Here is a 12,614-nt window from a genome sequence, read left to right on the forward strand (position 1 = left end):
GACGGCTTCATCTTTAAATGCCTGCGGATAACTCTTATGTGATTTTTTTAAACTCATATAGACCTCTTAATTTATTGACCATACTGTCTCAAAATTAAGTGTCCGATGGGATTAGACCAGAACATTCACCCCCTGATTTTTTAATAAAGAGTCGACCAAAGAGGACTGCTCGTCCTATCCTTCTTGCCTATTGTTTTCACATCAGCCAAGACGCCCCTAGCGAAGTTACATGTATTAGTGACTGGTCTCATACTCCAATAAAAATTGCCTAACGGCTCAGATGGGACATCCCTGTCCCCCCGAGCCTGCGCCATCATCCATGATGTCGCCACGGCCCCACTCAAACAACTAAGAGCTATCTGCGTATTTCGACAACTTCGCAGGGGAAGGTGAACTCCTGAAGTTTTGGTGTTAGCTTTTAATCTCAAAAGAGTTCTGCCTGTCCCATCTTTTCTTTGTATTGTTTGCAAGTCATGCAAAGCAAACCGAGTAATGCTTACTACCACATTTAGAAATTTAACAATGGGTGGCTCGTTAAATTTTCTGATAGGCAGGATGCCTGAATGTCGTGAAGTGCATGGATGCACGAGAACGAGCATGCCTCGCTCACGCAACGAACGCAAATGCCCTGCGGCAACTCCGAGGGGAGGTTTATTCCTTTGATTATTGAGTTGTCTATTGGTCACTTAAAGCATTAAATAGTTGTGGATGTCCTGTTTTCCCCTCTCAAAATGAGTTTGAAAAGTGTCAACGTTATTTAGGACGGGTCACACAGATAACAAAAAGGCACCTAAAGGTGCCTTTTTGTTTTGGTGACGCTGCCTATTTCGGTGGTTGCTCACCAGATTTCGATGCTTCTAATTTTTGAGCTTCTTTCTGCTGCTCCATAAATGCCGACAACTTACCTACCTGACCATTTAAGATCCAGCCAAAAATTGCTCCTGCTGTCAGCACTATCGCGATGCCAACCGCGATTTTAGTGTTGATTTTATTGATGTCTTTTGATTGTTCAGTAGCTAAATCTTCCTGCTTGTCTAGCATTTTCTCGATTCTTTCAAGCGACTTAGCTGTGTAAGCATTATGGGTTTCAATCGCGGCCATGCGCGACGATATTTCAATTACTCGTTCATTGGTGGATGAGCTTTTTTCATCCATTGATGAAATGTCATTCTGAATGCCTGTTAAGCTATGCAGCACCCAGTCCAGTTGGCTTTTTTCAGATGCTCCACTGGATGATGGTTCACTTTGTAATGAAGGTGGTTTCTTTACCTGAGCCATTATTTCATCCTTTGCTGTATCCAGTTCCAAACACTTGGATCTTGTATTCCCCAAAACGCATTCACTGGTACTACGAGGCTCGAAGTTGTGTGCTCAGGAAGCAGAGCATCGAAAACGAGCTTAGGTTGAAAAATTTCTGGCGCACTTACCAGCCAAATGCCTTTGCTCAATTCCATGAACTCGTTTGGGTATGTTTGAGCAATCTTCAGACTTAGACTTTTTACTTTTTCGCTATTGTCTTCTGTCACCATCACTGCAAAAACAGCCATAGGTAAAACTCCTATTGCGTTACTTAGTTAGTCAACTATACAAACTGCATTAATTGTAAGGTTAACTTTCTGATTATTTTAGTCTAAACACAACTAAATACTACACATTGCGGGACGAGTATTTTGCAGTATCTATAGCAATATTGCACTATATTGCATAATTAAATTTACTATTAGCGTTCATTTTGTGCGTCTTGGAGATTCGTTGTAGTTATGACAGTTCGTAATCTTAAAGACGGTAGAGGCAAACGGAGGTGGCCGTCGCGTTCGCCGCAAGTTTATCACCAAAGGCGAGGTCAATGCCTTTGAGTTGCACAGCATGAAAACTGTCGATGACAAACCATTACTTGGTGATAAAGTCGATAACTGAAAGATGGGCATGCAAAATTCTTTTAGGATTAACAGCCAACACAGAAGTTACAGAAGTTCACCTTCCCCTGCGAAGTTGCCGCGGGGCGTTGGAATAAATTGCGTGAGCCCGGTCATGGATGACTGGCTAGCTTTCGTAGGTACAGGGACGTTGCCTTCGGAAGCGATAGCAATTTATCCATAAGACCAAGGCTAGTATCTAATGCATGTAACTTCGCTAGGGGCGGCAAGGGAGATCCAAGAGGGAATTGCTGTTGATCCCCTCTTGGTCGGGTGTGGGGTGAAGCCCCACGACTTTAATCCGTAAAATGGTATTAAATGATTAAGTTAATGCAGTGCTTAATGGCTCGATTAATAAATTGAAAATTGCTATTAGCTGTAATGCCACTCAATTTTACTAGCCACCAATTGTTTAAATCACACAATTAGGCGTCTACCTAACATGCTAGTTGTACTTAATATTCATCGCTATCAGCGGTTCGCGGGAGGCTTTTTCGGCGCGCAGGCGGGCGAGGTATTTTTCCCATAGATCCACTTGGTGGGTGGCGAGATCGTAGAGTACTTTCCACGAGAATAGGCCGGTGTCGTGGCCGTCATCGAAGACGATTTTTACTGCGTAGTTACCGACGGGTTCTATGGCGCTGATGTTGACATTTTTCTTGTGGGTGACCAGCTTAGGATTGCCGTGACCATGCACTTCGGCCGAGGGCGAGTAGACTCTGAGCATCTCGCAGCTGAGCTGATATTGCTCACCATTGTCGAAACTGACTTCTAGAATGCGTGATTTACGTTTCAGTTTAAGATCGGTGACATTGGGCGTTGCTGTGGTCATAGGTTGGCTACCAGAAAATGCTAAAATAAGATAACGGCTCATTAAAATAATGCCTGATTACTGTAACCATTAACGGCTAAGGATACAAAGAGTATGCCTTAGCCGTGATCACAGTTTTGCCCTTGGATGGCTTGGTATTTAATGGCATACCAAACCTTTGTCTAGGTTCAAGCTTTACCAGCCTTACCGTTTAAAGGATAAAGCGGCTGAGATCTTCGTCTTGGACTAAGTTATCTAAGTGGGCGCTAACATAGTCGGCGTCGATAACAAAGGCGGAGCCCGATTTTTCCGATGCCTCGTAGGAGATATCTTCCATCAGCTTTTCCATCACAGTGTGTAAACGACGGGCGCCGATGTTCTCTGTGCGCTCGTTCACTTGCCATGCGGCTTTGGCAATGCTGTCGATACCCGACTCGGTGAACTCGATTTTCACGCCTTCTGTACCCATTAACGCGATATATTGCTCGGTTAGTGATGCGTGTGGCTCGGTAAGAATACGTTTAAAATCATTGGCTGATAACGCATCTAACTCGACACGAATCGGTAAACGACCCTGTAACTCAGGAATTAAATCTGACGGTTTAGACATCTGGAATGCACCAGATGCGATAAATAGAATATGGTCGGTTTTTACCATGCCGTGCTTAGTGGTTACCGTGCAGCCTTCAATCAGCGGCAGTAAATCACGTTGCACACCTTCACGGGAAACGTCTGGGCCTGAGGTTTCGCCGCGTTTACAGATTTTATCGATTTCGTCGATAAAAACGATACCATTTTGCTCAACCATTTCAATGGCTTGCTCTTTTAAATCTTCTTGGTTGACCAGTTTAGCTGCTTCTTCCTCTATTAATAACTTAAAGGCTTCTTTGATTTTCATCTTGCGACGTTTCGCGGGGGCTTGGCCCATGTTTTTAAACAGGCTTTGCAACTGGTTGGTCATTTCTTCCATACCCGGAGGCGACATGATTTCAACACCAATTTGCGGTTGGGCCACGTCAATATCGATTTCTTTATCGTCTAATTGACCTTCGCGGAGTTTTTTACGAAACACTTGGCGGGTATTTGAGCCTGAGTCGGTTTCTGCGCTTTCCCAGTCATTTTTCGGCTTAGGCAACAGGGCATCAAGAATACGTTCTTCGGCGTGTTCTTCTGCAAGTTGGCGACACTTACCCATTTGCTGTTCACGGGTCAGCTTGATGGCGATATCGGTCAAATCGCGGATGATTTGCTCGACTTCCTTACCGACATAACCCACTTCTGTGTATTTAGTCGCTTCGACTTTAATAAATGGCGCGTTAGCTAACTTAGCTAAACGGCGGGCAATTTCAGTTTTACCTACTCCAGTGGGGCCAATCATCAGGATGTTTTTTGGGGTGACTTCTTGACGGAAATCAGCATCCAGTTGCATCCGGCGCCAGCGGTTACGTAGGGCGACAGCAACAGAACGTTTGGCTTTTTGTTGGCCAATAATGTGTGTATCCAGCTCGTGGACAATCTCACGGGGGGTCATTTCAGACATAATATTCCTCACGGGCTGTTTAGTAATTGAGTTCTTCAATCGTTTTAAATTGATTGGTAAATACGCAAATATCACCCGCTATAGTAAGGGATTTTTCGGCGATTTCTAAGGCCGACAGCTCGGTATTTTGCAATAACGCAAGGGCCGCCGCTTGGGCATAGTTGCCGCCCGAACCGATAGCGACTAAATCGTATTCTGGCTGAACCACATCACCATTACCTGTGATGATCAGCGAGGTTTCGGCATCGGCAACAACCAACAAAGCTTCGAGTTTTCGCAGCATACGGTCGGTACGCCAATCTTTGGCGAGCTCAACGGCCGAGCGTAATAAATGACCTTGGTGCATTTCGAGTTTGGCTTCAAAACGCTCAAATAGAGTGAAAGCATCGGCGGTGCCGCCTGCAAAACCTGCCAGTACCTTGTTGTGATATAAGCGACGCACTTTTTTGGCGTTACCTTTCATCACGGTATTGCCTAGGGAGACTTGGCCATCGCCGGCGATGACAACTTGATTATTACGGCGTACTGATACGATAGTGGTCACAATGAATCCTCTTCTGACCCGCAATGACAAATCATGCGGTGGATGATGCAGTAGATATGGGGATAGATGACAATAATTCAAGTTATAGCGAGAAAAGCCAAAGGAGTTTGCGATCTTTCGCGCGCCTTTGGCAGCAAAAATAAGCGCTTACTGGGGAAGGGTTGTACTGCCGATTTTGATGCAGCATGGTCACCAAAATTTTTAAAAGAGACTCGCAGGGATTAATTGAAACCCTGATATCCGGCTTGAAAAATACCCGAGGACATAGTTGCCCTCGGGGGAGGTTCAAAAGCAGTGGATTTCTTGAGCGCCTGCGGGGCACAAAGAAAGGAACCTAATACACAAGTGTGCGGGTAGAGACGATATTTAACAAAGCCAAATGCACAAACTGCGACAGTTTGTCGCAGTTTACTCCGCCACATAGTGTGGCTTATCTGCAGTGAAAGGCGCGTTAATAGCTATAGTATTAAAGCGTTATGCTTGAGTTTTTAAAAGGCAAATAGCGGCAGGCACACTGTCTATTCCGCATTCTTGCAATGTTGCGCTCATACTCTTTACAAACTCAGTTTTATGTTGCCTAACAACTTGATAAATCTGAAAACACATCACTATGTCACTTTCTGATAGTCCTTTATTCTTAAAGGCGATTGCAGATAAATAGCAACGGATCATAAAACAATCGAGCACGAGTAAACGAAATGCTTCCCAAGAGGGTTGTTGTGAGTCTAGTAAAGGGAAGTGGTTGTGATAAATAGAATACAAAATATAGCGTTCAAACAGTTCGGTATGCCCAGCCAGAGCCGGCGCTGCATGTTCAGTCCAAGCTTGATTCAACGCATCAATATGGTACTCATTTTCTTCATTACACAATACGCCAACCGCTTCATTTAACGTGGTAAATCTTGCACGCAATCCTCTAGAGTGTGATTTACATAGTTCATTGTGAACCGTGATAAACGCATGCATCTGTGGCTTAGGCGTATAAGGTAACTTTTCATATTGCTCCGCCAACGCTCCAGACTCAGCATACAATTTTAATTGTTGTAAGCGTTTGTCGAGCTCTTCTATTGGCAGGATATTCTGACGAACTTGGTCGCTGACTTTGATTAATAATCCGATTGCCAGTAATGCTTGTTGCCAGCCTCCCTTCATATTCACCAATAGGTCGATACAGGATTCATGGGTTTTTTCTAACCATAGCGGGCTGGGTGATGATGGCTGTTTTGTGCCACTTCTATTAGTGTCAAATTGGAAAGCGTCAGGATTGAACAGCACTAAGCGAGCGACTTCTGGGCAAGATAAATAGAGGCTTTCATGCTTATTACCACCAATGATCTTGTGGAACCGTGGATATGTTTTACATGTGTGGCTCAGCGCCTGCACCCCCGCTTTTGCATGGACATCACACAGCTTTTGTTCATTAACGAATGGGCATGCACCTTGTTCATTGAGTCTTATATCGGCCCAATCGTTTGCGCTTTTTTTTGTTTCAATAAAGGCCGTTTTTGCTGTTGTGGCGAGTAATGGATGTTTGATGGTGTTTTTATAGCTTTTTTTATCAAAAGATATGCGCCAATCGTTACAACAGCTGTCTTCACACTCGGGCCCAATACATTGGAATAATGTGACATAGCCTGGTTTTATGATGATATTGTCCATCAGTAATTTCTTTATTCTTACAGTGAGTTAGATGAAATATAACAAATAAAACGGACTAATGCCAGTTTAGTCAAACCGTGTTAAACAAAGTTAAATAAAACAGTTACAACAGCCAAGCGGATGACTTATTTATAGTTTTAATGCAATGTTTTACACGTAACGTAACAGGCGTTAAGTAGATAGTCATTTATGGCTTATAGGATTGAGTTCAGATTACCTAAGTGTTGCACCAGTTCTGCCATATTATTGACTTCGAGTTTTTTGATGATTTTTGCGCGGTGCACTTCAATTGTGCGCAGCGATAAAAACATCACCTCCGAGATTTGTTTGTTAGTCATGCCTTGGATGAGATGGGCTAACACTTGTTGTTCTCGCTCGGTGAGTCTTTCAAACTTTTGCTGCAAGCTTTGTTGTTCGAAGTTGGTCAGACTTTCTCGCTGTGCCTTTTCAATTGCTTGGACTAATGATTTACCTGACACTGGCTTTTGAAAAAAATCGCAGGCCCCTTTGCGAAAAGCACTTAATGCCATTGGTAAATCACCGTGACCCGTAAGAAATATCACCCCCAATGGGCTTTTAGTCTCCAGTAGTTTTTGTTGTATTTCCTGACCGGTGATTTCAGGCATACGGCTATCTAAAATAACGCAACCTGCTTGTGATAATGCACAGTGCTTGAGAAAGTCGTGGCCATTACTAAAGGTTTGCACTTGATAACCAAATTGTCTGAGCATAAACCCCAATGAATCGAGGATCGCGGCATCGTCATCAACTAAATACAATGGCAATTTGGTCAACATAGCTTTCCTGCTGGAGTTAAAGGGCATGAACAGCTTAAGCCGCAGGGATACTTAGCTCAATTTTAAGTCTAGGTCTTGGGAGTTGCATCACTAAACTAGCCTTATCCTATGATCTTAATGTCAGAGTTTGGCGGCATTTCACAGCAGCAATAATGGCGGTAAGTTATGGTCTTGGCATCAATGACTAGGCTCTTAAAAACAAACAATACCTATGAAAAAACATGAGTCCTTGCAGCGGGTTTCACTATTTAACACATTTGGCTACTGGTTACTGCTGTGTTTGAGTGGGCTGGTGTTATGCCATTCTAGCGTTAGCATCGCTGACGAAGCGTTGAAAGAGCATCAATTTAAAGTTGGTGTGTTAGCAAATCATGGTGTATTACAGGCCAAACAGCGTTGGCAACCTATGATGGATTATCTCTCTGAGCAGGTGCCTAATAGTCATTTTGAGGTTGTGCCCGTTGATTTTAATGGCATGCGCAGCCAGTTACTCAGTAACGATCTGCAGTTTATTGTCACCAATCCTGGGCAGTATTTGCACTTAAGTAATCATTTCCCGCTGTCTTGGCTGGCGACTATGAAAAGCCGTAAACATCAGGGCAGCACTTTTACTATCGGTGCGACGATTATCGTGCGCGCCGATAGCCCTATCCGCACTCTGCGGGATTTGCGTGGGCGCAATGTCGTCGCCAGCGATCCGCAAGCCTTAGGTGGATACCAAGCCGCCATGGGCTTGTTGTATAAAATGGGCTTTATTTCCGAAGAGTTTTTTGGGCAAGTACGTTTTCTTGGATTTCCGCTTGAGCCATTGGTTTATCAAGTGCGCGATGGTAACGCCGATGCCGCCATTGTACCTTTTTGTACCTTAGAGGAAATGATCGAAACGGGTCTGGTTAAAAAGACCGATTACCGAGTGATCCACCCGAATACGCCCGCTGGATATGATTGTGAGGTCAGCACTGCATTATATCCCAACTGGTCATTTGCGGCGGCGGATACCGTTCCTCCTCAGCTCACAATGGCGATTACCCGCGCCTTATTTGATTTGCCTGCTGACCATGTGGCTGCGATCACGGCTGATACTTTGGGCTGGACTGCGCCGATAAGCCAGCTAAAAGTCATTGAGTTATTTAAAGAATTACAGCTACAGCGCGGATCGCCGCCACTTTATCAAACGGTTCATAAATGGATGGCAAAAAACAAAGAGTGGGGCGGCGCACTACTGCTAATTTTTATCATATCCACGATTTACCACTTATGGCTTGAGTATAAGTTTCGCCAGAAAAGTGAATTTTTACTCAACACAGAACGACAATTAAAGGATAAAGCGCTGCAACTTGAACGCCTACAAAGCGCGGCGATTTTGGGGGAGATTGGCGCGGGTCTTGCCCATGAACTCAATCAACCCATTGCTGCCATCACTCAATACAGCGAAGGCGCTATGCTGCAGTTGGAGCGATTGGGGCAGGATAATCAAGAACTTTATGATGTGCTGGGTAAAATTAATGCGCAATCTATTCGTGCGGGCGCTGTTGTACACCGGATTCGCGGCTTACTGAAACGCCGTCAGGCAAAGGCTGAACCTTTAAATATTGTACTGGTAGTTAAAGAAGCCTTAGCTTTACTGCGGCGCGAGCTAGATCGTGCTCAAATACATAGCCATGTGAACGTTCATGGAGAACCCTTTGAGTTAATGGGCGATAGTGTTGGTTTGAGCCAGATGTGGGTTAACTTGGTGAAAAATAGTTTAGATGCGCTAGAGCTCTGCGGTGATAATCGTGTGCGTCAATTATGGATCGATATTTATTATCAGCCCCATGAAATCAAAGTGTTAGTGATTGATAATGGCGAAGGGCTACTAGGGCAGGCGAGCGACTTAATGGCTTCTTTCGCATCGACTAAAGATGAAGGTTTAGGGCTCGGCTTAGCTATTTGTAAAGATGTTGTCACTCGCCACCACGGCAGCATTCAAATCGAAAACTGCCAAGATTGCAGCAGTGAAGTGATATTACCTTGGCAGCAAGGTTGCGTTGTAACAGTGGTATTGCCCAAGGGATAAGATACTCAGATAACTTAAACCTAACGCATGGCTAATATGGCCCTGCGGCGAACTTGCTCTAGAATAATACCTACGGCAAGTCCGGCGGCGGCATTGATTGCAAGGCAAGTGACAGCGGTAGATAAAATCACCAAGATACAAAAAGGTCTACCATCGATTAAGCGTTTCGACCACGCCAGTTGTAACCCCGCAATCGTCAGTAAGCTACCGAGGGTCGCCATCGGAATTAAGCTTAACAACCAAGCGATATTACTGCCCCAGCAGAGGGCGATAATCAAACAAGTACTGCCAAAAATAAGTGGTGCAAGATAAGTGCGTGCGCCAAAATGATACTGTACCGTGAGACCCCCTGCGCCGTGGCACATGGCTGAGGCGCCAAAGGGCGCGAGTAATAAATTGGCTAGGCCTGAGGTTATCGCAAAGTTTTTTGGCGTGAGTTTAGCGGCATCTTCGGGGAATTTTTCCTGTGCCATCGCTGAAATGGCAATAACGGCATTGGTTAGGGTCAATGCCAGTTGCGGTACTACCAGTAAAAGGGCGGCAGAAGTCCATTCGACGGCTGTCGGCCAAGTTAACTGAAATGGCGTTGTCATCGCTTGGATATCAAAACTATTGCTGGCTAACCCTGTTTGCGTGCTTGCCTGCCAAATCATCCCTGCTGTAATCACTAAAGGCATCGCTAAGTAGCGTAACGGTAAAAATTTACTGGCAAATAATAGTCCAAAAGCACCAAAACCTAATAACCAAAACTCACTCATCATTTTTGCGCCCATCCACATCAGCTGTAGACCAATTGCGAGCTGAATACCGACACTCACGGCTTGAGAAAGTTGTTTAGCTAACCAAGTAATCGCACCGCTAAAGGCAAGGATAAGCAGTATTATCCCCATTAACATAGCGCTTGCTTGCAACATTCCTGGCGATAACCCTTGGGCAATAACGAGTGCTGCGATGACTTTCATCGGTTGTACGGGAATCGGGCGGCGGTAAAATAATGCGCTTAGGATGGCAAATAGCCCAAAGCCAAAAAATATTCCTTGGGCTGAAAATTGATTAAGGGCGATAAGTCCGAGCACTAAAGGTAAAAAAGTGCCGAGATCGGCAAAGGCACCACTGGTTTCTCCAAGTAAACGGTTAAATGACTGGTCACACACTTTTTTAGGGGAATTGCTCGAGAACATACACATTGCCGTAATGGAACACGCTATGTTTACGCAAAATAAGTGCCAGAAAAATAAAGTTATTCGGGTGGTAAACTGAGTAAAACTACCCAATCTAGATGCGCGTCGGGACAATCTGGGGCAAGGTGGGCTGATGGCTGAGTCTAATTGTCTGTATCTGCGTACTTACGTTTAGTCTTGCTATCAGTATTGTTTTTGCGCTTAGAGTGTTGATATCACGAAGATATTGAAGGTTCATCTCGCGAATGAGTCGTTGTAAATTACTAGTCAATAGATGGTAATACAGACACGGCACTCTTACACAAATTCATTTTCAGTGTGTGATTTAGGGGGCTAGTTTAATCAAGCACCCTAAATCATTAGCGTTATTGATGTTGTATGTGCACCTCTTTAATTGGGCACGCAATCTCTATTCCTGCCTGCTTAAGGGCGTTGTAGAGGGCTAAGTTCACCTTATATTTGTGTTGAAAATAGCTTTGCGTTGGCACCCAATAACGTACGCTCATTTCAATCCCGACAGTATTAAAACCATTGATGCCGATATTGGGTGTGGTCTCTTGATAAACATAGGGATTGTTGCTTAATAACTCAGTGAGCACACTAATGGCGTGTTCGGGATCTGTGCTGTAACTGAGATTAAATTGGGTTTCTACTAACTTATTACTGAAGGAATTATGCAGAATCTCACCAACAATATGCTTATTGGGAATATTAATTTGTTCTCCTTCCTCATTAGTGAGAATGGTCATGCCTAAATTAATACGTTTAACAACACCACTTTCTCCTTTTATTTCAATGGTGTTACCTACTACAAAAGGCCGCGTTACAATAATGGTTACGCCAGCAGCATAGTTCGCCAACATACCTTGCAGCGCTAAACCCGCTCCAAGAGAGATGGCACCGATTGCGGCCACCATAGGGGTCACGCTGATGCCGATTTTGCTCAGGGCAATAATCCCGACCATAACGATGATGAGAATACGGATAAGGTTACTGACAAAATTGCTGAGGGTGATATCGACATTGTGTTTTTTGAACTGTTTAGCGACTAAGCGCGATACTTTACTGGCGACCCATAGGCCGAGTAAAAAGATCAGTAAGGCGCCCACGAGCTGGAAACTATAGGTGACTAAAAACTCTGTGACCAGTTGATAAACACCCTGTAATTGTTGTAATTCTTGATTGATTCCCGGTGTTATCATTATGATATCTCTGTAATAAATTTAACCGTATCAGTATAGTGTAGAAGCCAGTACAGGTACTGATTCGCCATTCATCTGTGAAGCGTATCATGTAATCGCGGTTGGTTTAATGAGTGAATTGGGTGAGTCAGGTATGCTGTTAGCTTATCTAATTTAAGGGAGTTGAGTGTTTATGAAAACGCTGTTGTTATGCCTGTCTTGTCTATTGACCCCAGTATGGGCGCTTGCGGCAAGTTATGTTGCCGGAGATATGGTTAATTCTATTACACTGCTCGATCAGCATGATAAAGCCGTTACAGTGACGGATAAAACCCAAGTGTTACTCTTTAGCCGTAGTATGAAAGGTGGCGATATAATTAAAGAAACACTCACTCCTTTGAGTGAAACTCAAATGCCTACTGGCTTGGTTTATGTCGCCGATATTAGCGGCATGCCCTCTTTGATTGCTAAGTTTGTTGCAGTGCCACAAATGAAAGATTTACCTTTTTCGATTGGCTTAGATAGAGAAGGGGAGATCAGTCGTTTATTACCAGACACTAAAGATATGGCCACTATGATATTGCTCAATCAGCGTAACATTGTAGATATTGCCTATTTTGATTCCAGTGAGGCCTTGAGCCAAGCGCTCGTAAAACTTAACCAACCGCAGTAACCATTTAGTTCAATACCGCAGTATTAAGGCATCACATTCGCGTTATTTGGCGGTGTGATCGCCTCTTAAAACAAGTGACTTTGTGCTGGCTATTCTAGCCATCACGTGTCTATCTACTTCCCTTTTGTTCGCATTGTAACAATTCATTTTTGTTTGAATGATGAACGCTCGTTTGCCTTAGGGTTTATGTTTATAATCATTTGTTTTACAAATGCTTTTTTTAAAGTAGTCTATCGTCAATTTATTCTAGAAT

General features: G+C 44.0%; 11 protein-coding genes. 2 read left to right on the top strand and 9 right to left on the bottom strand.

The genetic code is table 11. The features are described from left to right. Nucleotides 1–822 precede the first annotated feature (822 nt). The 7 genes from ACRN9H_RS11965 to ACRN9H_RS11995 all read right to left on the bottom strand — a co-directional run bounded on the left by ACRN9H_RS11965 (nucleotide 823) and on the right by ACRN9H_RS11995 (nucleotide 7,267). Entirely contained in the window at nucleotides 823–1,278 is a 456-nt protein-coding gene (locus ACRN9H_RS11965; RefSeq protein WP_300482983.1) for a hypothetical protein, read from the bottom strand. Next, complete coding sequence (locus ACRN9H_RS11970; protein ID WP_300482981.1) at nucleotides 1,278–1,547, bottom strand: hypothetical protein; 270 nt, start codon at nucleotides 1,545–1,547, stop codon at nucleotides 1,278–1,280. Before ACRN9H_RS11970 ends, ACRN9H_RS11965 begins: the two co-directional genes overlap by 1 nt. Before the next feature lie 814 nt (nucleotides 1,548–2,361). Then, nucleotides 2,362–2,748 carry a gamma-butyrobetaine hydroxylase-like domain-containing protein gene (locus tag ACRN9H_RS11975; protein ID WP_006083302.1) on the bottom strand — a complete coding sequence of 129 codons (387 nt, stop codon included), beginning with the start codon at nucleotides 2,746–2,748 and terminating at the stop codon, nucleotides 2,362–2,364. A 190-nt stretch (nucleotides 2,749–2,938) separates the two neighbouring features. After that, the gene (gene hslU / locus ACRN9H_RS11980; RefSeq protein ID WP_432313936.1) at nucleotides 2,939–4,267 is read right to left on the bottom strand and encodes an ATP-dependent protease ATPase subunit HslU; all 1,329 of its coding nucleotides are present in this window, start codon (nucleotides 4,265–4,267) and stop codon (nucleotides 2,939–2,941) included. Nucleotides 4,268–4,286: 19 nt separating this feature from the next. After that, on the bottom strand, nucleotides 4,287–4,811 hold the full coding sequence (gene hslV / locus ACRN9H_RS11985) for an ATP-dependent protease subunit HslV (protein ID WP_076499334.1): 525 nt from the start codon (nucleotides 4,809–4,811) through the stop codon (nucleotides 4,287–4,289). A 474-nt stretch (nucleotides 4,812–5,285) separates the two neighbouring features. Then, nucleotides 5,286–6,470: a flagellin lysine-N-methylase gene (gene fliB / locus ACRN9H_RS11990; RefSeq protein ID WP_432313938.1), complete on the bottom strand. Its 1,185-nt coding sequence runs from the start codon at nucleotides 6,468–6,470 to the stop codon at nucleotides 5,286–5,288. A gap of 194 nt (nucleotides 6,471–6,664) precedes the next feature. Then, complete coding sequence (locus tag ACRN9H_RS11995) at nucleotides 6,665–7,267, bottom strand: response regulator transcription factor (RefSeq protein ID WP_432313940.1); 603 nt, start codon at nucleotides 7,265–7,267, stop codon at nucleotides 6,665–6,667. Nucleotides 7,268–7,478: 211 nt separating this feature from the next. Here ACRN9H_RS11995 and ACRN9H_RS12000 point away from each other — a divergent pair, with 211 nt between their 5' ends. Next, nucleotides 7,479–9,326 carry a sensor histidine kinase gene (locus ACRN9H_RS12000; protein ID WP_432313942.1) on the top strand — a complete coding sequence of 616 codons (1,848 nt, stop codon included), beginning with the start codon at nucleotides 7,479–7,481 and terminating at the stop codon, nucleotides 9,324–9,326. A 20-nt stretch (nucleotides 9,327–9,346) separates the two neighbouring features. Here the strand turns inward: ACRN9H_RS12000 and ACRN9H_RS12005 are convergent, their stop codons facing one another. Both ACRN9H_RS12005 and ACRN9H_RS12010 read right to left on the bottom strand, forming a co-directional pair. Continuing rightward, nucleotides 9,347–10,507, bottom strand: coding sequence for a putative sulfate/molybdate transporter (locus ACRN9H_RS12005; protein ID WP_432313944.1), 1,161 nt, complete (start codon nucleotides 10,505–10,507; stop codon nucleotides 9,347–9,349). Between the two features lie 365 nt (nucleotides 10,508–10,872). Further along, nucleotides 10,873–11,709 carry a mechanosensitive ion channel family protein gene (locus tag ACRN9H_RS12010; protein ID WP_432313945.1) on the bottom strand — a complete coding sequence of 279 codons (837 nt, stop codon included), beginning with the start codon at nucleotides 11,707–11,709 and terminating at the stop codon, nucleotides 10,873–10,875. A 172-nt stretch (nucleotides 11,710–11,881) separates the two neighbouring features. Here ACRN9H_RS12010 and ACRN9H_RS12015 point away from each other — a divergent pair, with 172 nt between their 5' ends. Further along, entirely contained in the window at nucleotides 11,882–12,361 is a 480-nt protein-coding gene (locus ACRN9H_RS12015; RefSeq protein WP_432313946.1) for a hypothetical protein, read from the top strand. The last annotated feature ends 253 nt before the right edge of the window (nucleotides 12,362–12,614 follow it).

It is taken from the genome of Shewanella sp. MF08487, assembly GCF_050848685.1.
Classification (GTDB): domain Bacteria; phylum Pseudomonadota; class Gammaproteobacteria; order Enterobacterales; family Shewanellaceae; genus Shewanella; species Shewanella glacialipiscicola.